14 protein-coding genes and 1 pseudogene are annotated in these 24525 nt (G+C 34.7%); all 15 read left to right on the forward strand.

Features of this window, described 5'->3' with window-relative positions; all coding sequences use genetic code 11:
- Positions 1-95: pseudogene (locus tag IR213_RS12180) on the forward strand (IS982 family transposase); the annotation flags it as partial.
- 208 nt (positions 96-303) lie between these two features.
- Complete coding sequence (locus IR213_RS12185) at positions 304-1653, forward strand: cytochrome c3 family protein (RefSeq protein WP_194312583.1); 1350 nt, start codon at positions 304-306, stop codon at positions 1651-1653.
- 36 nt (positions 1654-1689) lie between these two features.
- Positions 1690-4758, forward strand: coding sequence for a TAT-variant-translocated molybdopterin oxidoreductase (locus IR213_RS12190; RefSeq protein ID WP_194312584.1), 3069 nt, complete (start codon positions 1690-1692; stop codon positions 4756-4758).
- A 28-nt stretch (positions 4759-4786) separates the two neighbouring features.
- Positions 4787-6190 carry an NrfD/PsrC family molybdoenzyme membrane anchor subunit gene (gene nrfD, locus IR213_RS12195; RefSeq protein ID WP_194312585.1) on the forward strand — a complete coding sequence of 468 codons (1404 nt, stop codon included), beginning with the start codon at positions 4787-4789 and terminating at the stop codon, positions 6188-6190.
- Positions 6183-6707 carry a DUF3341 domain-containing protein gene (locus IR213_RS12200; protein WP_194312586.1) on the forward strand — a complete coding sequence of 175 codons (525 nt, stop codon included), beginning with the start codon at positions 6183-6185 and terminating at the stop codon, positions 6705-6707. Before nrfD ends, IR213_RS12200 begins: the two co-directional genes overlap by 8 nt.
- An 8-nt stretch (positions 6708-6715) precedes the next feature.
- Positions 6716-7264 (forward strand): c-type cytochrome, encoded by a 549-nt coding sequence (locus IR213_RS12205; RefSeq protein ID WP_194312587.1) that lies wholly within the window; start codon positions 6716-6718, stop codon positions 7262-7264.
- Between the two features lie 30 nt (positions 7265-7294).
- On the forward strand, positions 7295-8620 hold the full coding sequence (locus IR213_RS12210; RefSeq protein ID WP_194312588.1) for a quinol:cytochrome C oxidoreductase: 1326 nt from the start codon (positions 7295-7297) through the stop codon (positions 8618-8620).
- Positions 8621-8638: 18 nt separating this feature from the next.
- Positions 8639-9790 (forward strand): cytochrome c oxidase subunit II, encoded by a 1152-nt coding sequence (locus tag IR213_RS12215; RefSeq protein ID WP_194312589.1) that lies wholly within the window; start codon positions 8639-8641, stop codon positions 9788-9790.
- Between the two features lie 30 nt (positions 9791-9820).
- Positions 9821-11617: a cytochrome c oxidase subunit I gene (locus IR213_RS12220; protein WP_194312590.1), complete on the forward strand. Its 1797-nt coding sequence runs from the start codon at positions 9821-9823 to the stop codon at positions 11615-11617.
- A 79-nt stretch (positions 11618-11696) separates the two neighbouring features.
- Entirely contained in the window at positions 11697-12719 is a 1023-nt protein-coding gene (gene ruvB / locus IR213_RS12225; protein ID WP_194312591.1) for a Holliday junction branch migration DNA helicase RuvB, read from the forward strand.
- 8 nt (positions 12720-12727) lie between these two features.
- Positions 12728-13651, forward strand: a complete 924-nt coding sequence (gene queG / locus IR213_RS12230; RefSeq protein WP_194312592.1) for a tRNA epoxyqueuosine(34) reductase QueG — start codon at positions 12728-12730, stop codon at positions 13649-13651.
- Positions 13652-13765: 114 nt separating this feature from the next.
- Entirely contained in the window at positions 13766-14200 is a 435-nt protein-coding gene (locus IR213_RS12235; RefSeq protein ID WP_194312593.1) for a CBS domain-containing protein, read from the forward strand.
- 153 nt (positions 14201-14353) lie between these two features.
- Positions 14354-16645 carry an NADP-dependent malic enzyme gene (locus tag IR213_RS12240; protein ID WP_194312594.1) on the forward strand — a complete coding sequence of 764 codons (2292 nt, stop codon included), beginning with the start codon at positions 14354-14356 and terminating at the stop codon, positions 16643-16645.
- Positions 16646-16727: 82 nt separating this feature from the next.
- On the forward strand, positions 16728-17309 hold the full coding sequence (gene ruvA / locus IR213_RS12245) for a Holliday junction branch migration protein RuvA (RefSeq protein WP_194312595.1): 582 nt from the start codon (positions 16728-16730) through the stop codon (positions 17307-17309).
- A 36-nt stretch (positions 17310-17345) separates the two neighbouring features.
- Positions 17346-24488, forward strand: coding sequence for a T9SS outer membrane translocon Sov/SprA (gene sov / locus IR213_RS12250; protein WP_194312617.1), 7143 nt, complete (start codon positions 17346-17348; stop codon positions 24486-24488).
- Positions 24489-24525: the final 37 nt, after the last annotated feature.

Here is a 24525-nt window from a genome sequence, read left to right on the forward strand (position 1 = left end):
TTTTAGCTAAAATAACAGCTTTAACTTTGGTTCAATTCATCAATAGATTTATTTTTGAAAGACCAATAAACAATATTAAAACACAAATAGTTTAATTACACCCAACGGGTTAATATTTAATATGTTAAACAAAGGCATTGATATTATTTAGAATCAATATAAATTATATTTAAGACTATTTTAAGGTTTTGAGAATAGTTCTTAAAGTGTATTTTTGTCGAATATTTTAAAGAAAGAGTGATTTTTATCATATTTTATATTTGAGAAAAGTCATATCAATATTGTAGATAATTACTATACTATATGAAAAAGATGGGTAACCATAGTTCGATTACAAAGAAATTATATTTAGGCTTAGCTTTGATGCTAACCTTATCTTTAACTTCTTATTCGCAAGGTGCAACACCAGCGGCTCCTGTAGCAGTAGCGGCTCCAGCAGCGACAACAGCTACTCCTGCAATTACGCAAGGTGGCGATCCGGTAAAAGGGAAAGAAATTTTTAATACAAATTGTGCAGCTTGTCACAAACTGGATGCAAAAGCAACCGGACCGGCTCTTAGAGGTGTTGGTTCTAAACACGAGAAAGCTTGGTTTTACAAATGGGTTCACAACAGTGGCGATTTAATTAAATCTGGTGATGCTGCGGCTGTAAAACTTTTTGCAGATAACAATCAAATTCCAATGACTCCTTTTCCAGCATTATCGGAAGCTGACATTGATAATGTTATTGCATATGCATCAGAACCAAAACCAGCAGCTGCAGCACCAGTTGTTGGAGCAAAAGTTCCTGGAACTGAAGCAGGCTCGGGAGGAATTTCAAATGATGTAATTCTGGGGGCATTGTCCTTAGTAATGGCAATACTTATTGTGATGTTGGTTTTAGTAAACAATGTACTTAGAAAAGTTGCTGCAGCAAATGGGATTAATGTTGCTCCTAAAGAACCAACAATACCAATATGGAAAGCTTTTGCTAAAAATCAATTTTTAGTATTAGTTTCTTCAATATTCTTATTATTGGCCAGTGCATTTTTTGTTTATGGATATTTAATGCAAATTGGTGTTGATCAAAATTATTCGCCAGTTCAACCAATTCATTATTCACATAGAATTCACGCCGGAAGTAATGGTATTAACTGTAATTATTGTCACTCTGCTGCTCGTGTAAGTAAAAATGCTGGAATTCCATCCTTGAATGTTTGTATGAACTGTCATAAAAACATTGCTGAAGTTTCTGATACAACTGCTACATCTGAATATTCTAAAGCTTTTTACGATAATGAAATAAACAAATTGTATAAAGCTGTTGGTTGGGATAAAGTCAATCAAAAATATACAGGAATTACACAGCCTGTGAAATGGGTTCGTATACATAACTTGCAAAGTTTTGTTTATTTTAATCACTCACAACACGTAAATGTTGCCGGAGTTGCTTGTCAGACTTGTCACGGTCCGGTTCAAACTTACGAAGTTCAAAAACAATTTGCTCCACTGACCATGAGTTGGTGTATTAATTGTCATAGAAAAACAGAAGTTAAAATGGAAGGAAATGATTATTACACCAAAATTCATGAACAACTTTCCAAAAAATATGGTGTAGACAAATTAACTGCAGCACAAATGGGCGGATTGGAATGTGGTAAATGCCACTATTAAAAAATAATAATTAAGAAGCTAATATTTATATAGAATATGTCATCAAACAAAAAATACTGGAAAAGTGTTGAAGAACTAGACGGAAATAGTTCTATTGTTGAGGCGCTTAAAAATAACGAATTTGTTGAAGAAATTCCTACCGATGAATTTTTAGCAAACGAAGGTGCTTTGTCATCATCATCAACAACACGTCGTGATTTTTTAAAGTACGTTGGATTTACTACAGCGGCAGCGACTCTTGCAGCTTGCGAAGGTCCCGTACATTTGTCGATACCTTACGTTGTACAGCCAGAACAAATTATTCCTGGAATTGCAGATTATTATGCAACTTCGGTTTTTGATGGTTTCGATTTTGCTAACCTTTTAGTAAAAACACGTGAAGGGCGTCCTATCAAAATAGACAATAATAAAATGGCAGGCGCAAAATTTGCAGCTAACGCCAGAATCCATGCATCCATATTATCATTATATGATAGTATGCGTTTGAAAGAACCAAAAATTGCCGGGAAACCTGCGACTTGGATTGATGTTGATTCAAAAATAAAAACAGGTTTGGCTGAAGCTAAAGCAAAAGGAGGACAAGTTGTTCTTTTGACGGGAACTTTGGCAAGTCCATCGACTGAAAAGTTGATTGCTGAATTCCTTGGAAAAAACCCTAACGCTTCCCATGTGGTTTACGATGCCGTTTCTGAATCAGAAACATTAGATGCATTCGAAACTGTTTACGGCGAAAGAGCTTTGGTTGATTACGACTTTTCAAAAGCTTCAATAATTGTTTCTGTTGGTGCAGATTTCCTTGGAGATTGGCAAGGTGGTAGCTATGACTCAGGTTATGCAAAAGGAAGAATTCCTCAAGGGCCAAAAGGAAGTCAAAAAATATCTCGTCATTTTCAATTAGAAGCGAATATGACTTTATCCGGTGCTGCAGCTGATAAGCGTATTGCAATGTCAACCGCAAATCAAAAGCAAGCATTAGTACTTATATATAATTCAGTTGTTGGAGCTTCTGTTCCGGTAACTTTAGATGCAAAATTCAAAGCTGAAGTTACTAAAGCTGCTCAACAGTTAAAAGCAGCTGGAAGCAAAGGGGTTTTAGTTTCTGGAATTCAGGATAAAAATGCTCAATTGTTGGTTTTAGCCATCAATCAAGCATTGGCAAGTGAATCTTTTTCAACTAATGGAACAAGACAAATAAGAAAAGGATCTAACGAAAAAGTAGCTCAATTAGTTGCAGCTATGAAAGCAGGAAGCGTTCATACTTTGATAATGAGTGGAGTTAATCCAGTTTATACTTTACCAAATTCAAAAGATTTTGTTGAAGGTTTGAAAAAAGTAAGTCTCTCGGCTTCATTCTCTTTGAGAGAAGACGAAACCGCTTCAATAACAACTATTGCAGCTGCAGTGCCTCATTATTTAGAATCTTGGGGAGATGTAAGCATTACAAAAGGAACCTATGGTTTGACTCAGCCAACTATTCGTCCTGTATTCAATACCAAACAATTTCAAGAAACTTTATTGTCTTTGAATGGAATTCCGGGTACTTATTACGATTATTTAAAAGCAAGTTCAGTATCAATTATTTCAGGTTCAACTTGGAGTCAAGTATTGCACGATGGAATTTTCGTTGGAACAGTACCTTCAGTTTCTGCAGGTTCAGCTGATTATGCTGCTGCGGCAAATGCATTGGCGAAGTCTAAAACGACTCCAGGTCTTGAATTAGTTTTATACACAAAAACTGGTTTAGGAGACGGGCAACAAGCAAACAATCCTTGGTTGCAAGAGTTTCCGGATCCAATTACAAGAGTTTCTTGGGATAATTATGTTACTGTTTCGAATGCTGATGCCAAACTTTTACTTTTGTCAAACGAAATCGTTGCTAACGGTGGTCTGAACGGAAGTTATGCTACAATCAAAACCGCAGATGGAGTTGTTTTAGAAAACGTTCCGGTAATTGTTCAGCCAGGACAAGCAGTTGGTACTGTTGGTTTAGCTTTAGGATATGGTAAAAAAGCAGCTTTAAAAGAAGAAATGCAAGTAGGTTTAAATGCTTACTCATTATATAAAGGTTTCAACAATGTACAATCAGTTACATTGACAAAAGTGGATGGAGATCATGAGTTTGCTTGTGTTCAAGGTCAAAAAACGTTGATGGGAAGAGGTGATATTATTAAAGAAACTACTTTAGAAATATTCAATACCAAAGATGCAGAATTTTGGAACGAACAACCAATGGTTTCATTGGATCACAAAGAAGTAAAAGCAACAACGGTAGATTTATGGGATTCATTTGATCGTTCAGTTGGACATCATTTTAATCTTTCAATCGATTTGAATGCTTGTACAGGTTGTGGTGCTTGTGTTATAGCATGTCATGCCGAAAACAACGTTCCTGTTGTAGGTAAAAATGAAATTAGAAGAAGTCGTGATATGCACTGGTTGCGTATTGACAGATATTATTCTTCTGAAGAAACTTTTGCAGGTGATAACGAAAGAAAAGAAAATATCGCAGGCTTGTCTAGTTCCCTTTCTACTTTTAATGAAATGGAACACGCATCAGATAATCCACAAGTTTCTTTTCAACCTGTAATGTGCCAACACTGTAATCACGCACCTTGTGAAACAGTTTGTCCTGTTGCAGCAACATCTCACAGCCGTCAAGGTCAAAACCATATGGCTTATAACAGATGTGTTGGTACTCGTTACTGTGCAAACAACTGCCCTTATAAAGTACGTCGTTTTAACTGGTTCTTATATAGTGAAAATAAAGAATTCGATTTCCATATGAATGATGATTTAGGTCGTATGGTATTGAATCCAGATGTTAATGTGCGTTCTCGTGGTGTTATGGAAAAATGTTCAATGTGTATTCAAAAAACGCAAGCAACAATTTTAGCAGCAAAAAATGAAGGAAGAGTAATTGTTGATGGAGAATTCCAAACGGCTTGTTCTAGCGCTTGTAATACAGGTGCAATGATTTTTGGAGATGTTAATGATAAAAAAAGTCAAGTTGCTAAGTTGGTAGAAGACGAAAGAATGTATCATTTATTAGAGCATGTTGGAACAAAACCAAACGTGTTTTACCACGTAAAAGTTAGAAATACTTAAGAAAAATTAAAAATCAATTTAAAGGATTATGTCTCATATATACGACGCACCCATTAGAAAACCTTTAATCATAGGTGATAAATCTTATCACGATGTAACAGTAGATGTTGCTGCACCTGTTGAAGGGAAAGCCAACAAGCAATGGTGGATTGTATTTTCAATCGCATTAACAGCTTTCCTTTGGGGATTAGGCTGTATAATTTACACCGTTTCTACTGGTATTGGAACTTGGGGATTAAACAAAACAGTAGGTTGGGCTTGGGATATTACTAACTTCGTTTGGTGGGTTGGTATTGGTCACGCAGGAACCTTAATTTCAGCGGTTCTTTTATTATTTCGTCAAAGATGGAGAATGGCTATTAACCGTTCTGCGGAAGCAATGACAATTTTCTCGGTAATTCAAGCGGGTTTATTTCCAATTATACACATGGGTCGTCCTTGGTTAGCCTATTGGGTTTTACCAATTCCGAATCAATTTGGTTCTCTTTGGGTAAACTTTAACTCACCTTTACTTTGGGACGTATTTGCAATCTCTACTTATCTTTCTGTATCATTGGTTTTCTGGTGGACAGGTTTGTTACCTGATTTTGCAATGCTTAGAGATAGAGCAGTTACACCTTTCAATAAAAGAGTTTATTCTATTTTGAGTTTTGGTTGGAGCGGAAGAGCAAAAGACTGGCAACGTTTTGAGGAAGTTTCCTTAGTTCTTGCTGGTTTAGCAACGCCACTTGTACTTTCTGTACACACTATTGTATCTATGGATTTTGCTACTTCGGTTATACCGGGATGGCATACCACTATTTTCCCTCCATACTTTGTTGCTGGAGCGGTTTTCTCAGGATTTGCAATGGTAAACACCTTGCTTATTATTATGAGAAAAGTATCACATCTTGAAGCTTACATCACTATTCAACATATCGAATTAATGAATATTGTAATCATGATTACAGGTTCTATCGTAGGTGTTGCTTATATAACGGAACTGTTTGTTGCTTGGTATTCAGGAGTAGAATATGAACAATATGCATTCTTGAATAGAGCTACCGGTCCTTACTGGTGGGCATATTGGTCAATGATGACTTGTAACGTATTTTCTCCACAATTTATGTGGTTCAAAAAATTAAGAACAAGTATTATGTTCTCTTTCATAATCTCAATTGTTGTAAACATTGGAATGTGGTTCGAAAGATTTGTAATTATCGTAACTTCGTTACACAGAGATTACCTACCTTCCTCTTGGACAATGTTCTCGCCAACATTTGTTGATATTGGAATTTTTATTGGAACAATAGGTTTCTTCTTTGTTTTATTTTTGTTGTATGCCAGAACATTCCCGGTGATAGCTCAGGCAGAGGTGAAAACAATATTGAAGGCAACAGGAGATAATTTTATAAAAGCAAGAGCAGCAAATAAAGATTCACACCATGAGTAATAAAGTAATACACGCTATTTATAATGACGATGATATATTAATGGATGCAGTTAAAAAAACACGTGCAGCTCATCATCATATCGAAGAAGTTTTTACTCCATTTCCGGTTCACGGATTGGATAAAGCAATGGGACTTGCACCTACTAGATTAGCAATTTGTTCATTTATCTATGGATTGTGTGGCTTGTCTTTTGGAACTTGGATGATGAATTATATAATGATTCAGGATTGGCCACAAGACATTGGTGGTAAACCAAGTTTTAGTTATATTGAGAATATGCCTTCTTTCGTGCCAATTATGTTTGAAGAAACCGTTTTTTTTGCAGCACACTTAATGGTTATTACTTTCTATATGAGAAGTAGATTATGGCCATTTAAAGAAGCCGAAAATCCAGATGTACGTACAACTGACGACCATTTCTTAATGGAAGTTTCAGTAAATAATAACGAAAAGGAATTAGTTTCTTTTTTCGAAAATACAGGAGCAGTAGAAGTTAAAGTAATAGAAAAGCATTAATAGTGGATATGAAAAGCATATATAAAATAACACTTTTGGTAGGTATTACTATTTTGGTTTCATCTTGTAAAGATGATTCGAAACCAAATTATCAATACATGCCTAATATGTATGAGCCAGTAAGTTATAATACTTATTCTCAAGCTGATGTTTTTAAGGGCGGTAAAGAAGGGCAACTTCCGGTTGAAGGTTCAATAAACCGTGGTTTTGAAGTTTATGATTATCCTAATACTCCTGAAGCTTTAAATGCTGTAAAAGCTGCAAATTTGAAGTCACCTCTTGGTGTGCTTTCTCAAAAGGACAAGGATAAAGGTAAAGAACTTTTTGAAATTTATTGTGCCATTTGTCACGGTGTCGCTGGTGATGGACAAGGAAAATTGGTCACTCAAGGGAAATTCCTTGGTGTTCCTAATTATAAAGACAGAGTAATAAACGAAGGAAGTATTTTCCATGTTGAAACGTATGGTCTTAACTTAATGGGCTCACACGCTAATCAGTTGAGTAAAAAAGAGCGTTGGTTAGTTGCTGCTCACGTGATGGAACTTAAAGGCAAATAATAATTGTAGAACAAACTCATCGTAATAGATATGTATACATTTTCAAGTAAATTAAAAACATTTTCTCTCATCTTAATGGCTGTTGGTCTTTTAGGAATTGGTTATGGTTTTATATCTGCACCCAAAAATATTCAAGAAGTTGAGACAATTCTTGCTTCAGATGCCCATGGAAGTCATGAGGTTTTTAATACTTCGTCTGATGCTCATGTAGTAAGCGGAGAAAATAAAGTCAGCGCCGATGCTGAACACAAGGAACATTTAGAACATGTTTTGAACCAATTGCAAAACAAACCGTGGTCAGCATTATATGTTGCCTGTATTTTCTTTATGTTGATTTCTCTTGGTGTGTTGGCTTTTTATGCTATTCAACAAGTGGCTCAGGCAGGTTGGTCTCCAGTTTTGTTTAGAGTGATGCAGGGTATTACTGCTTATTTACCTGTAGGGTCAGTGATTTTTTTTGTAATATTAATTTTTTGTGGTCTGCATTTCAACAATTTATTTATTTGGCTAGACCCTAATGTTGTTGCTGAGGATAAAATTATTGCCAATAAAACAAGTTTTTTAAACTTCCCTTTTTGGATTGTTAGAGCGGCAGTATTTTTGATTGGATGGAATCTTTACAGATATTTTTCAAGAAAAAATTGTTTGGCACAAGATGAAGCAAAAGACGACAGTTTTTATAAAAAGAACTTCAAAATGTCTGCAGGATTCTTAGTGTTTTTTATTGTTACTGAATCAATTATGTCTTGGGACTGGATTATGTCAATTGATCCACACTGGTTTAGTACTTTATTTGGATGGTATGTTTTTGCAAGTTTCTTTGTAAGTGCGATTACAACTATATGTTTAACCACATTATATTTGAAATCAAAAGGATATTTAGAACATGTAAACACAAGCCATATTCACGACTTAGCTAAATTTATGTTTGGTTTTAGTGTGTTCTGGACTTACTTATGGTTTTCTCAATTTATGTTGATTTGGTATGCAAATATTCCTGAGGAAGTAACTTATTTTGTTACAAGAATACAGGTTTACAATCTTCCATTTTTTGGTGCTGTGGTTATGAATTTTGTTTTTCCAATATTAATTTTAATTAATACAGATTTCAAAAGAATAACTTGGGTACTTGTAATGGCTGGGTCAGTAATATTATTTGGGCACTATATTGATTTCTTCAATATGATTATGCCTGGAACGGTAGGAGATCATTGGTTTATTGGCGTTTCAGAAATTGGATCCGTATTTTTCTTCCTTGGATTATTTATTTATGTTGTTTTTACAGCCTTGACGAAAGCGCCGTTATTACCAAAAAGAAATCCATTTATTGAAGAAAGTAAACATTTTCATTATTAATATTTAAAAAAAAAATAGATGACAAGTTTGTTCGTGATTATAGTTTTAGGTCTGTTGGCTATTGCAATATGGCAGTTGACTAAGATGTTCGATTTGACGCAAGTAGGGGATGTTGACAATTCACAAATTGCTAATGATGGTGATAATAATACCCAAGGTTATTTAATGTTTGGCTTTTTAGCATTCATTTATATTTTTTCAATTTTTGGTTTGTTTAAATGGGGGCCTCTTGTGTTACATACTCCAGCTTCAAAGCATGGAGCAGAAGTTGATAATTTAATGAATGTTACCTGGATTTTAATTTTTACAGTTCAGGCTATTACTCAAGTTTTGTTACATTTTTTTGCTTTTAAATATAGAGGCAAAAAAGATCAAAAGGCATTATTTTTTTCGGATAGTACAAAACTAGAAGTTATCTGGAGTGGAATTCCTGCTGTTGTTTTGGCAATTTTAATTCTTTTCGGTCTTTATGCTTGGACAAACATTATGTTTGTTGATAAAAATGAAGATACTATAGTAATCGAAGTATATGCTCAACAGTTCAAATGGACGGCTAGGTATTCTGGGGCTGACAATGTTCTTGGCAAAGCCAATGTAAGATTAATTGAAGGTGTAAATACACTTGGAGTAGATTTATCAGATCCGAATGCTCAAGATGATATTGTGGTTTCTGAGTTGCACATTCCTAAAGGCAAAAAAATACATTTCAAGTTTCGTTCACAAGATGTTTTGCACTCAGCTTATTTCCCTTATTTTCGCGCACAAATGAATTGTGTTCCTGGGATGGTTACTGAATTTGCATTTGAACCCGTTTATACATCGGCAGAATATAGAGCATTGCCTTATATGGTTGAAAAAGTTGCTAATATCAATTCGATAAGAGCGAAGAAAAGTATTGAACTCGTGGCAAATGGGGAAACAGCTCTTGATCCTTATACTTTTGACTTCCTTTTACTCTGTAATAAAATTTGTGGTGCTTCTCATTACAACATGCAAATGAAAGTAATAGTTGATACTCCAGAAGATTATAAAAAATGGTTAAATGATAAGCCAACATTGGTTCAGGAAGTGAAAACGGCTAATGCGCCTAAACCTTTAGAAGGCGGGACTGGCGTTGATTCAACTAAAGCTAAAGATTCATCAGCTATTGCTAAAATGGCAATGAAATAATTTATTTATAAAAATTTAAAGTACACATATATGTCAGCAGAAGGTCTAGATCACGCACAAGATCACGAACACGAACATCACCATAAAGACACTTTTATCACTAAATATATTTTTAGTATTGATCATAAAATGATTGCTAAGCAATATCTTTTAACAGGTATTTTTATGGGAATCATTGGCGTAGTAATTTCTTTACTTTTCAGGTTACAATTAGCTTGGCCAGAACAATCTTTTAAAATTTTTAGCATTATTCTTGGAGATAGTTATGCTCCGAATGGTGTCATGTTGAATGATAGGTATTTAGCATTGGTAACAATTCACGGAACTATAATGGTGTTCTTTGTTCTAACCGCCGCTTTGAGTGGTACGTTTAGTAATCTGTTAATACCTCTTCAACTTGGTGCAAGAGATATGGCATCTGGTTTCTTAAATATGATATCTTATTGGCTATTCTTCCTTTCTAGTGTGATTATGATTAGCTCTCTTTTCATAGAATCAGGGCCGGCATCTGCAGGTTGGACAATTTATCCTCCTTTGAGTGCTTTGCCTCAGGCAATACCAGGTTCTGGAGCAGGTATGACACTTTGGTTAGTTTCAATGGCTATATTTATTGCGGCTTCTTTGATGGGTTCGCTAAATTATATAGTAACAGTTATCAATCTAAGAACGAAAGGAATGTCACTTACTAGAATGCCGTTGACAATTTGGGCGTTCTTTGTTACAGCTATTATAGGTGTGATTTCGTTTCCTGTTTTATTGTCTGCAGCCTTACTGTTGATTTTTGACAGAAGTTTTGGTACTTCTTTCTTCTTGTCTGATATTTATATTGCAGGTGAGGTTTTACATTATCAAGGAGGTTCGCCAGTTTTGTTTGAACACTTGTTTTGGTTCTTAGGACATCCCGAAGTTTATATCATTTTGTTACCAGCTTTAGGTATTACATCCGAAGTTATAGCAACTAATTCCCGCAAACCTATTTTTGGATACAGAGCAATGATTATGTCTATATTGGCAATCGCATTTTTATCTACCATTGTTTGGGGTCACCATATGTTTATATCTGGGATGAATCCATTCCTTGGTTCTGTATTTACTTTTACGACTTTATTGATTGCGATTCCTTCGGCTGTAAAAGCGTTTAACTATATCACAACACTTTGGAAAGGAAATTTACAATTGAACCCTGCAATGTTGTTTTCTATTGGATTGGTATCAACATTTATCACAGGTGGTTTGACAGGAATTATTCTTGGTGACAGTACCTTGGATATAAATGTTCACGATACTTATTTTGTGGTTGCACACTTTCACTTGGTAATGGGTATTTCTGCCCTTTATGGTATGTTTGCAGGTATTTATCACTGGTTTCCAAAAATGTTTGGAAGAATGTTGAATAAAAACCTAGGATATGTTCACTTTTGGGTAACTGCAGTTTGTGCTTATGGAGTATTTTTCCCAATGCACTTTATTGGATTAGCCGGTTTACCTAGAAGATATTATACCAACACGAATTTCCCTTTATTTGATGATTTGCAAAATGTAAATGTTTTAATTACAGTTTTTGCTTTAATTGGTGGGGCTTTTCAATTGGTTTTCTTATATAATTTCTTTAGTAGTATTTTTTACGGAAAGCGTACGGTTCAAAATCCTTGGAGATCAAACACTTTAGAATGGACAACTCCTGTGGAACACATCCACGGAAACTGGCCAGGTGAAATTCCTGAAGTGCACCGTTGGCCTTATGATTACAGTAATCCTGCTCACGATGAGGATTTTGTACCGCAAAATGTTCCAATGAAAGAAGGTGAAGAAGTGCTTCACCACTAATGACTATTCAAAATTTTTTTAAATGCCTTTCCTTTCGAAAGGCATTTTTATTTGCTCATAACTTTGCTATATTTGTAAAATGAATGAAAATTTAGACCCAACAAATAACACATATAATCCAGAGGAACTCGATCTCGAAAAAAAATTGAGACCACTAAGTTTTGATGATTTTGCAGGGCAAGAACAAATATTGGAAAACTTGAAAGTTTTTGTTCAAGCTGCCAATCAACGAAACGAAGCACTCGATCATACGCTTTTTCATGGGCCACCGGGATTAGGAAAAACCACACTGGCAAACATTTTGGCCAATGAACTACAAGTGGGTATTAAAATAACTTCTGGGCCTGTTTTGGACAAGCCAGGAGATTTAGCCGGTTTATTGACTAATCTTGAAGAAAGGGACGTTTTGTTTATTGATGAAATTCATCGACTGAGTCCAATTGTCGAAGAATATCTATATTCCGCAATGGAAGATTTTAAGATTGATATAATGATAGAATCTGGGCCCAATGCCAGAACTGTTCAAATCAATTTAAATCCTTTTACATTAATTGGAGCCACCACGCGTTCCGGTTTATTGACTGCTCCGATGCGTGCCCGTTTCGGAATTTCATCTCGATTGCAATATTACACTACTGAACTTTTGACGACAATTGTCGAACGAAGTGCTACGATATTAAAAATGCCAATTTCTATGGAAGCTGCTATTGAAATTGCAGGCAGGAGCAGAGGAACACCTCGTATTGCAAATGCGTTATTACGTCGGGTGCGTGATTTTGCACAAATCAAAGGAAATGGAACTATTGACATTGAAATTGCTCGTTATGCACTAAAAGCACTGAATGTTGATGCCCATGGTTTGGACGAAATGGACAATAAAATTCTAAATACTATCATTGATAAATTTAAAGGAGGTCCTGTCGGTTTGTCAACTTTGGCGACAGCCGTATCCGAAAGTAGCGAAACCATTGAAGAAGTTTATGAGCCATTCTTAATACAAGAAGGCTTCATTATGCGAACACCACGTGGTAGAGAAGTTACCGAAAAAGCATACATACATCTTGGAAAAGTAAGAACGAATATTAAAGGAGGCCTTTTTTAATCTTTTAGTTGATAAATAATAAAGAAAAATATTCAAAATTCATAAAATCCGAAGCCAAACGCCTCGGGTTTTTGTCTTGTGGAATATCCAAAGCTGGATTTCTAGAAGAAGAAGCACCAAGATTGGAGCATTGGTTAAAAACCCTGATGAATGGCCAAATGTCTTATATGGAAAACAATTTTGACAAACGATTAAATCCTACTTTGCTAGTCGATGATGCTAAAAGTGTAGTTTCACTTTTATTGAATTATTATCCTTCTGAATTTCAAAATGAAGACTCTTATAAAATTTCGAAGTATGCTTATGGAGAAGATTACCATTCAGTCATTAAAGAAAAACTGAAAGAATTATTGTTTTCGATTCAATCGAATATTGGCGAAGTTTCGGGTCGTGCTTTTGTAGATTCTGCTCCAGTTTTGGATAAAGCCTGGGCAGCGAAAAGCGGTTTGGGTTGGATAGGTAAAAACAGTAATTTATTGACCCAAAAAGTTGGTTCTTTTTATTTTATTGCGGAATTGATTATCGACTTAGATTTAGAATACGACCAAGCCACAACTGATCATTGCGGTTCGTGTACCGCCTGTATTGATGCTTGTCCCACGCAAGCTATTGTTTCTCCATATGTTGTTGACGGTAGCAAATGTATTTCCTATTTTACCATAGAACTCAAAGAGAATATCCCACCAGAAATGAAAGGCAAATTCGATGATTGGGTTTTTGGTTGTGATGTTTGCCAAGACGTTTGCCCTTGGAATCGATTTTCGAAAGCACATAAAGAACCGCTTTTCAATCCCAACCCAGAAGTGTTATCAATGTCCAAAAAAGATTGGACAGAACTAACTGAGGAAACTTTTAAAGCTGTTTTTAAAAATTCTCCACTCAAACGGACGAAATTTGAGGGTTTGAAACGAAATATTAATTTTTTAAAATAATTTTTTTCCTGCTTTAGTATTTAGATAGATTTTAGATTAATTAATTTTTTAAAAAAAAGCTGCCTTTATTGAATATTTTTTCTAAATTTATAACCCACAAAAAATTATTCTATTATGACAGTAAATCAAATTTTGAGCAAGAAAGGAAAAGAAGTATATACAGTATTGCCAACAATTACTGTATACGAAGCTTTGGTATCAATGAGCGAGAAAAACATTGGAGCTATCTTGGTAGTAGAAGATGATATATTGAAAGGTATTTTATCAGAAAGAGATTATGCTCGAAAAGTTGTTTTGAAAGATAAATCATCCAAAGAAACATTAGTTCATGAAATTATGGCTGAAAATGTTATAACTGTAAAGCCAACAGATAATCTGGATTATTGTATGGAATTGATGTACACAAAAAAAATCAGGCATTTACCTGTTTTAGAAAATGAAACAATAATTGGAATTGTCTCTATCGGAGACGTCGTAAAATCGATAATAGATTTACAAAAAGACACAATTCAATATTTGGATTCTTATATAAGTGGAGGTAAATTATAGACTCAAATTTAAATTACATTATAAATAGCTGCAAATAGTGCAGCTATTTTTTTTATATAGCAAGAGTAATAATTTTTTAAAAAATGAATGGTGTAAAAGCTTCCTTTTTATGCCAAGTCTTATATCTTTGTGACTACGATAAAATTTTATATAATGGATAAGAATAGCAAAAGATTAGAAGCATTATTGTATCATGCAAAACCTACTCCAGGGAAAATTCAGGTAGTTCCCACTAAGAAATATGCCACCCAAAGAGATCTTTCATTAGCGTACTCTCCAGGAGTTGCAGAACCTTGTTTAGAAATCGCAAAAGATATTAACAATGTTTATAAATATACGGCCAAAGGAAATCTGGTTGCAGTAATATCAAATGGAACAGCAGTTTTAGGTCTTGGTGACATTGGGCCTGAAGCTTCAAAACCAGTAATGGAAGGAAAAGGATTATTGTTTAAAATCTTTGCAGGTATTGATGTATTCGATATTGAAGTTGGAACAAAAAACATTGAAGAGTTTATTCAAACGGTTAAAAATATCGCGCCAACTTTTGGAGGAATCAATCTCGAAGATATTAAAGCTCCAGAATCTTTTGAAATTGAACGAAGATTAGTCGAAGAATTAAATATTCCGGTGATGCATGATGATCAGCACGGAACTGCAATTATTTCATCGGCGGCATTATTAAACGCATTGGAATTAGCTGGAAAAAAACCTGAAGATTTAAAAATGGTAGTTTCAGGAGCAGGTTCAGCAGCATTAGCCTGTGCTAATATGTATATTTTGCTTGGACTAAAACAAGAAAACATTTTAATGTTTAATAGTAAAGGAGTTTTAACAAAAGACAATCTGTCACTTTCAGTTTTGCAACAAAAATACGCCACTGACAAGAAACCAATGAGTCTTGAAGAAGCTTTGGTTGATGCAGATATTTTCTTGGGATTATCCTCAGGAGATATTATGACTCCAAAAATGTTATTGGGAATGGCCAAAAATCCAATTGTTTTTGCAATGGCAAATCCAAATCCTGAAATTGATTATAATCTTGCAATTGCTACTCGAAAAGATGTTATTATGGCAACCGGACGATCAGACCATCCTAATCAAGTCAATAATGTTCTTGGATTTCCCTATATTTTTCGTGGAGCTTTAGATGTCAGGGCCACAAAAATTAATGAAGCTATGAAGATGGCAGCTGTTAGAGCACTTGCCGCTTTAGCTAAAGAACACGTTCCGGAGCAAGTAAATATTGCTTACGGCGCCACTAAATTAACTTTTGGTCGGGACTACATAATTCCGTCTCCTTTTGATCCAAGATTGATAACCGTTGTAGCACCAGCAGTGGCAAAAGCTGCAATGGACTCGGGTGTGGCTCTAAATCCAATTCTCGATTGGAATAAATACGAGGAAGAACTTTTGGATAGAATGGGCAATGATAATAAAATGGTTCGATTGATGATCAACAGAGCTAAAATGAATCCTAAAAGTATTGTTTTTGCCGAAGCAGACCATCTCGATGTGCTTAAAGCAGCTCAAGTTGTATATGAAGAAGGAATTGGTTTCCCTATTTTGTTAGGAAAGAAGGAAATTATTTTGGAATTAAAAAAAGAACTTGGTTTTGATTCTGATATTCCTATTATTGATCCAAAAACAAGTGAGGAGGAGGCAAGAAGGAATAAATTTGCAAAAGCATATTGGAGCACCAGACAAAGAAGAGGAATATCTTTATTTGACGCCCAGAATTTAATGCGCGAAAGAAATTATTTTGCAGCAATGCTTGTCAATGAAGGTGAAGCAGATGCATTATTGACAGGACATTCCAGAAGTTATCCATCTGTTGTGAAACCAATGTTGCAACTTATTGACAAAGCACCCGGGGTCTCTATTATAGCCACAACTAATATGATGATGACCAATCGGGGGCCAATGTTTTTATCAGATACAGCGATAAACACTAATCCATCAGCAGATGATTTGGCAAAAATTGCTATTATGACGGCAAATGCGGCTAAAATGTTTGGAATTGAACCTGTAATTGCAATGATTTCTTTTTCAAACTTTGGCTCTTCAACAAACGAAAGCGCATCAAAAGTAAGAGAAGCAGTTGCTTATTTGCACAAAAATCATCCAGAAATGATAATTGATGGTGAACTTCAGGCGGATTTTGCTTTGAATCCACAAATGTTGAAAGCGAAATTTCCTTTTTCTAAACTAGCAGGAAAAAAAGTAAATGTATTGATTTTTCCAAATCTTGAATCAGCAAATATTACCTATAAACTTTTAAAAGAACTGAATAAAGTCGATTCGATAGGTCCAATTATGTTAGGAATGGGAAAGCCAGTACATATATTTCAATTGGGAGCAAGTGTCGAAGAAATGGTAAATATGGCTGCTATTGCGGTGATTGATGCTCAGGAAAAAGAAAAGGAAAAATTAAAAGCAACAAAATAATTTTTAAACAATAACAGCAGTTATATAAATTTTATGAGAATTTATTTAAGTTTTGTTATATTTGGACATATAAAATTTATAAATGATAGCACATTTACAAGGAAAATTAGTAGAAAAGTCACCAACACAAGTTGTCATTGACTGTGGCGGCGTTGGATACCATGTGAATATTTCCTTACATACCTATTCATTGCTTCCTACTACAGATTTTATAAAATTGTTTACACATCTTCAAATTAAGGAAGATGCACATACTTTGTTTGGTTTTGTAGAAAAATCAGAAAGAGAAATTTTCAAATTATTATTATCAGTTTCGGGAATTGGCGCCAGCATTGCAAGGACTATGTTGTCTTCATTAGATCCAAAACAAATTACAAATGCAATCGCTTCGGGCGATGTCATTACAATACAATCCATAAAAGGAATTGGCAGCAAAACAGCTCAAAGAGTGATACTCGATTTGAAAGAAAAAGTGCTAAAACTTTATGATTTAGATGAAGTTTCAATGTCACAAAGCAATACAAATAGAGATGAAGCGTTATCTGCTTTGGAGGTTTTGGGTTTTGTTCGAAAAACTTCAGAAAAGATAGTGGAAAAAATCATAAAAGACGCCCCAGAGAGTTCAGTTGAATATATTATTAAGCAAGCTTTAAAAAACTTATAAAAGTTGAAAATACAGTATTTAATAAAGAACCAATCCGTGTATAAAATTTGTACATTTTTATTAGTTTTATTTTGTGGTTTTGTATCACAGGCTCAAGTAAATCAGGCAACTCAAGATACGACTAAAACTGGATTTTCCACAGGAAAAATTCAAATTAAAGACCCACAAAGCATCGTCAAGGCCTATTCCTACGACCCTGTTACGGGTATGTATATATTGTCAAAAACCATTGGTGATTTCCCAACAAACTATCCAACTATTTTAAGTCCTAAAGAATATGAAGATTTAGTAAGAAAGGAATCGATGCGCAATTATTTTAAACAAAAATTGGATGCCATTGATGGAAAAAAAGAGGGTAGTGAGGATGCTAAAAAAGATTTGTTGCCAAGGTATTATGTTAAATCAGGACTTTTTGAAACCATTTTTGGCAGTAATACAATTGATGTAAAACCTACAGGATCCATAGAAATGGATTTTGGTCTTCGCCATACAAAACAAGACAATCCAGCGTTTTCTCCTAGAAACAGATCCACAACTTCTTTCGATTTTAACCAAAGAATCAGTATGAGTTTAATTGGAAAAGTGGGAACCCGATTGAATGTCAATGTTAATTATGATACCCAATCTACTTTTGCATTTCAGAATTTAATTAAGTTAGAATACACTCCTACGGAAGATGATATCATTCAAAAAATCGAAGTAGGAAATGTTAGTTTGCCTTTGAACAGTACCTTAATTAAAGGAGCGCAAAATTTATTTGGGGTAAAAACTAAATTGCAATTTGGCAAAACATCTATTACAGGAGTTTTCTCAGAACAAAAATCACAGACTAAAACCGTAGTTGCCGAAGGTGGCGGAACAATTCAGGACTTTGATATGTATGCGCTTGATTATGATAGCGACAGACACTTTTTCCTTTCGCAATATTTTAGAAATAAATACGATGCAGCTTTAAAAAATTACCCCTTTATTGATAGTAGAGTTCAAATTTCAAGATTGGAGATTTGGGTAACCAACAAGCAAAATCGTGTAAATACAACTACTGGAAATAATTTAAGAAATATAATTGCGCTTCAGGATTTAGGGGAATCACAATTAACGGGTTTGCAAGATAGTGAAGTAGTAGTGTTAGATCCATCAACTGGGATGTTTAATAAACCTGCCGATTCTCCTTCTGATAACTCAAACAATGATTATGATCCGGGACAAATTGCTGCCGGAACTGGTTTGTTGAACAATAATATTCGGGAAATTGCCACTTCAAATTCTGGATTTAATACAACTGTCAATGAGGGAGCGGATTATTCTAAGTTAGAAAATGCCAGAAAATTAAACGCAAACGAATATACTTTTAATCCTCAATTGGGATATATTTCGTTGCAGCAACGACTCGCAAATGACGAAGTTCTTGCAGTTGCTTATCAATATACCATTGGAGAAAAAGTTTACCAAGTGGGTGAATTTGGTAATGATGGCGTAGATGCAACCGTTGTCTCAGGAACCACTCCGACTAATCAGGCTATTATAACTCAAAGTTTAGTTTTAAAAATGCTTAAAAGCAATTTGACTAATGTAAAAAATCCGGTTTGGAATTTGATGATGAAAAATATTTATCAAATTCCGGGAGCTTATCAGTTAAAACAAGAAAATTTTAGATTTAATATTCTTTATACAGATCCCTCACCATTAAATTATATTGCGCCTGTTACAGGAAGTTCATTTCCGGCAAATCCAACACCAGGGAATGAAGTTGCTGAAACGCCCTTATTAAAAGTATTCAATTTAGATAAGCTGAATTTTAATAATGATCCGCAAACCGGCGGTGATGGTTTCTTTGACTTTATGCAAGGATTGACGGTAGACACTCAAAATGGCCGAATAATATTTACAACCAAAGAGCCTTTTGGTGAGTTGTTGTTTTCTAAATTATCTACTGGTGCTGGAGAAAATTATAAGGATGTTAATACTTATAACGAAAATCAAAAGAAATATGTGTTCCGAAATATGTATGCCAATACTCAATCCGGAGCTTTGCAGGATAGTGACAAAAATAAATTCCTTTTAAGGGGGAAATACAAATCTTCAGGCGGCGAAGGAATTCCGATTGGTGCTTTCAACGTTCCAAGGGGTTCTGTTGTTGTAACAGCCGGTGGAAGAGTTTTGGTTGAAGGAATTGATTATAGTGTGAATTACCAACTGGGAAGAGTGCAAATTCTAGACCCTTCACTTCAGGCTTCAAATACGCCAATTAGTGTTTCATTGGAAAATAATTCTGTTTTTGGACAACAAACTAAACGTTTTTTTGGGGTTTATGTAGAGCATAATTTCACGGATAAATTTTTAGTAGGAGCCACTTTCTTAAAACTAAACGAAAAACCATTTACCCAGAAATCAGGCTTTGGGCAGGAATCTGTGAACAACAGTATGTTTGGTTTCAATGGTAATTATTCATCAGAAATTCCATTTTTTACCCGTTTAGTAAATAAATTACCTAATATTGATACAGATGTGCCTTCTAATCTTTCAGTGAGAGGAGAAATCGCATTTTTGAAACCTGACGACCCCAAAGGGAACAGTTTTCAGGGAGAATCAACCATATATGTAGATGATTTTGAAGGTTCTCAATCTACAATCGATATGCGATCTCCTTATGCCTGGAAATTATCGTCAACACCACTGAATGATGCCGAAAGTCTTTATAATTTTAATGCAAGTGCCAACGATTTGAGCTATGGTTTTAAAAGAGCAAAATTATCTTGGTATACGATTGATCCTGTATTTTATACTCAAAAACCGTCCGGAATTTCAAATGAGGATTTGTCTTTAAATACTACAAGAAGAATTTTTAGCGAAGAATTATACCCGCTTACCGATATTGCGCAAGGACAATCACAGGTCATAAACACTTTGGATTTAACGTATTATCCTACCGAAAGAGGTTCTTATAGTAATAGTTTAAATTTTGCTGCAAACCCAAAAGACAATTTCGGTGGAATTATGCGCTCATTAAATTCGACTAATTTCGAACAAGGAAATGTGGAATATATCCAGTTTTGGGTATTAGATCCTTATGTTGGAGCTGGACAAATTCCAAAGACAAATACAGGTAAAGTTTATTTCAACTTAGGAGAAATATCAGAAGATATTTTAAAAGACGGAAGAAAACAATATGAAAACGGACTTGGTCCAGATCAATTAAAAGTAAACCCACAACCCATTTGGGGTGATGTGCCTGCTTCGCAATCTTTGATTTATGCCTTTGATGCCAATACTGCTAATCGAACCAACCAAGATTTGGGTTTAGATGGTTTGGCTGATGCCAAAGAGGGAGCTATTTATAACAATTTTGCCTCACAACCCGATCCCGCTGCAGATGATTATTCGTATTATTTGAATGCTACAGGAGGAGTTAAGGATCGATATAGAAACTATAATGGTGTCGAGGGAAACTCAGCGGTTGATATTAATAATGCCAACAGAGCTTCTACTGCTGATCCTGATGTAGAAGATATCAACAAAGATAATACGATGAATACCATCAATGCATATTATGAGTACAGTGTTGATATGAAACCAAATATGAGTGTTGGCCAAAATTATGTTACTGATATTAGAAACACTCAGGTAACTATGGTCAACGGAACAGTTACTGATGCTAGATGGATTCAGTTTAAGATTCCTGTTTCGCAACCTGAAAACACCATTGGAAACATATCTGATTTTAGATCGATTCGTTTTATGAGAATGTTTATGACCGGTTTCAGCAATGAAGTAACGGTTCGTTTTGGGGCTTTAGATTTAGTAAGAGGAGATTGGAGACGATATGCAAGTACGCTTGATCCAACTGATGTTAATGTAGCTGATGATAATACAAATTTGGATGTTTTAGCAGTAAATATTCAGGAAAACAACGATAGATGTCCTGTAAATTATATTGTTCCTCCAGGAGTTGAAAGAGAACAATTGTATAACAACAATACCATTATCAATCAAAACGAACAATCCTTATCTTTAAGAGTTTCAGGTAATGGTTTAGAACCGGAAGATTCAAGGGCTGTTTTTAAAAATGTTAGTGTAGATATGCGACAGTTCAAAAAATTAAAAATGTTTTTGCATGCAGAATCTTTACCTGACGAAATCGCACTTCGAGATGGTCAGATGATAGGTTTCATTCGTTTTGGAAATGACTTTACACAGAATTTTTACCAAATCGAAATACCGTTAAAAGTTACTTTGCCTTCTTCAACAACAGGTTCTAATTGCGGTGCTTTGAGTGCAGAAACAGTTTGGCCAGCCGATAATGAAATTGATTTAAAAATGGCTTTATTAACTCAATTGAAAGTTCAGGCAATGAATATTGATCCAAATACGTTGCCAGCTGACGGAATTTATTATCAAAATGAAGACCAACTTGATCCATCTTTGGCAGGTAAACCTAACAAATTGAGATTAGGTATTAAAGGAAATCCTAATTTTGGACTGGTTCGAAATTTAATGTTAGGTATAAAAAGTAACGAAACGCATCAGGATATAAAAGGGGAAGTTTGGTTCGACGAACTTCGCGTTGCCGATATGGATAACAGTAGAGGTATGGCTGCGGTGTTAAATGTCGATACTAATTTTGCTGATTTCGCCACTGTTTCTGCAACAGGAAGAAAAAGCACCATTGGTTTTGGAGGTATTGAGCAAGGACCAAATGAAAGAAGTCGAGAAGATACACAGCAATATAACATTGTTACCAATTTTAGTTTAGGGAAGTTATTGCCTCCAAAATGGAAAATCAATTTACCGTTTAATTATGCCGTTGGAGAAGAAACTATAACTCCTGAATATGATCCGTTTAATGAAGATATCAAGTTAAAACAGCTATTAGATGGTACTATTGACCCTGCGGAAAGAGATAATATTAAAAGTAGAGCGATTGATTATACAAAAAGAAAAAGTATCAATTTTATAGGAGTAAGAAAAGAGAGAGGTCCTGAGCAAAAACAAAGGGTTTATGACGCAGAAAACTTTACTTTTTCTCAGTCCTATAACGAAGTGGAACACCATGATTTTGAAATCGAGCAATTTACAAATCAGGAATCAAATTCTGGGGTTGATTATGCATTTAGTTTTCAGCCTAAACCAATTGAACCATTCAAGAAATCAAAATTCACTAAGAAAAGCTCCTATTGGAAAGCCTTAAGTGACTTCAACTTTAATTATTTACCATCTAATATCAATTTCAATACAAATATAATTAGGCAATACAACCGTCAACAATTTAGACAGGTAGATGTTGCTGGAATTGGTCTTGATCCATTGTACAGAAGAAACTATGCTTTTAATTATCAGTATGGATTTAATTATAATTTGACGAAAAACCTTAAATTAAATTATACGGCTTCCTCCAGTAATATTGTTAAAAACTATTTGAATGCTGATAATGTTCCAATAGATAATTTGTCAATTTGGGATAGTTATTTGAATGTTGGAGAAGCCAATCAACACATGCAGCAATTAGTTTTGAATTATGAAATACCAATTGACAAAATTCCGGTATTTAGTTTCATTAAAGCAAACTATTCTTACACAGGAGATTACAGTTGGCAAAGAGCTTCGTTAGCATTGTCTGAAATAAATATTGGAGGAAACACTTATAATTTAGGGAATACAGTACAAAATGCGATCTCACATAATTTGAATGCTACATTAAACATGGATTTGTTTTATAAATACGTGGGACTAACGAAAAAATCACAATTGAAGGCTAAGCCAAAAGCTGCAGCTCCAAAACCAGGAGAAAAAATTACAGATACAAATGTTTTGACTCCAAAAAACAACAATTTCCTAAATGGTTTGATTGGCGTTTTAACAAGTGTGAAAACCATACAGGCCAATTATACCAAAAATAGCGGTACAGTTTTGCCAGGATATACCCCAGGTGTTGGATTCTTTGGGACTTCAAAACCTACGATTGGATTTATTTTCGGAAGCCAAGACGATGTAAGATACGAAGCTGCCAAAAACGGATGGTTAACTTCTTACCCTGATTTTAACCAAAATTATACTCAGGTAAGCAATGAAATATTTAAATCAACGGTTAATATAGATTTGCTGCCGGATTTAAAAATAGATTTATCATTAGACAGAGCTTATTCAGAGAATTTTTCGGAACAATATGATGTTACTAATGGTCAATACAATCCGCGTTCTCCTTATAGTTTTGGAACGTTTTCAATCTCGACTATTTTAATTAAAACTTCTTTTTCTAGGAGTGACCAAAACAATTCGGCAGCATTTGATGATTTTAGAAGCAACAGGCTTCCGATTGCAAATCGATTGGCTACTGAACGTGGAATTGACATAAGTAATCCTGCTAATATAGATGCTGACGGTTTTCCAAAAGGGTTCGGAAAAAACAATCAAGCAGTATTGTTACCTTCCTTCTTAGCAGCTTACTCAGGACAAAGCGCCTCAAATGTTTCTCTGGGAATTTTCAAAAGTTTCCCAGTACCCAACTGGTCAATAAAGTATAATGGACTAATGCGTTTTGACTTTTTCAAAAAGAATTTCAAACGATTCTCTTTGCAGCAGAATTATAGGGCATCTTATACAATTAATGCTTTCCGGTCGAATTTTGAATTTGATAAAAATCCGAATGGAGTAGATGCTAGCGGTAATTTCTATAACCATACCATTATGTCTAATGTCAATTTAGTGGAGCAGTTTAATCCGCTTATTCGAATGGATTTTGAATTGAAAAATTCATTAAAAATTCTAACCGAAATCAAAAAAGACAGGGCTTTGTCTATGAGTTTTGATAATAATTTATTGACAGAAGTCAAAGGTATAGAATATGTGGTAGGAATGGGATACAGAATTAAAGACGTGATTTTTTCTTCGACTTTAGCTGATAGTCCTACAGGAATTATAAAAAGTGATATTCTCATAAAAGCAGATTTTTCCTATCGTAATAATCAAACTATCGTACGGTATTTAGATTATGACAACAATCAATTAGCAGGAGGACAAAATCTTTGGTCATTGAAATTAACTGCTGATTATTCCTTTAGTAAAAACTTAACGGCGATTTTCTATTATGACCATGCGTTTTCGAAAGCGGTAATATCAACTTCTTTTCCACTGACAAATATTCGTTCAGGGTTTACACTGCGATATAATTTCGGAAATTAATTTTTTAAAATCCGAACAAAACTTGAACAGAAGATTG

The sequence above is a fragment of the Flavobacterium soyangense genome (genome assembly GCF_015277675.1).
In the GTDB taxonomy this organism is placed as follows: Bacteria; Bacteroidota; Bacteroidia; order Flavobacteriales; family Flavobacteriaceae; genus Flavobacterium; species Flavobacterium soyangense.

Coding starts and splice junctions, on each gene's coding strand:
- IR213_RS12185 (WP_194312583.1), top strand. CDS start 304: ATGAAAAAGATGGGTAACCATAGTTCGATTACAAAGAAATTATATTTA.
- IR213_RS12190 (WP_194312584.1), top strand. CDS start 1,690: ATGTCATCAAACAAAAAATACTGGAAAAGTGTTGAAGAACTAGACGGA.
- nrfD (WP_194312585.1), top strand. CDS start 4,787: ATGTCTCATATATACGACGCACCCATTAGAAAACCTTTAATCATAGGT.
- IR213_RS12200 (WP_194312586.1), top strand. CDS start 6,183: ATGAGTAATAAAGTAATACACGCTATTTATAATGACGATGATATATTA.
- IR213_RS12205 (WP_194312587.1), top strand. CDS start 6,716: ATGAAAAGCATATATAAAATAACACTTTTGGTAGGTATTACTATTTTG.
- IR213_RS12210 (WP_194312588.1), top strand. CDS start 7,295: ATGTATACATTTTCAAGTAAATTAAAAACATTTTCTCTCATCTTAATG.
- IR213_RS12215 (WP_194312589.1), top strand. CDS start 8,639: ATGACAAGTTTGTTCGTGATTATAGTTTTAGGTCTGTTGGCTATTGCA.
- IR213_RS12220 (WP_194312590.1), top strand. CDS start 9,821: ATGTCAGCAGAAGGTCTAGATCACGCACAAGATCACGAACACGAACAT.
- ruvB (WP_194312591.1), top strand. CDS start 11,697: ATGAATGAAAATTTAGACCCAACAAATAACACATATAATCCAGAGGAA.
- IR213_RS12235 (WP_194312593.1), top strand. CDS start 13,766: ATGACAGTAAATCAAATTTTGAGCAAGAAAGGAAAAGAAGTATATACA.
- IR213_RS12240 (WP_194312594.1), top strand. CDS start 14,354: ATGGATAAGAATAGCAAAAGATTAGAAGCATTATTGTATCATGCAAAA.
- ruvA (WP_194312595.1), top strand. CDS start 16,728: ATGATAGCACATTTACAAGGAAAATTAGTAGAAAAGTCACCAACACAA.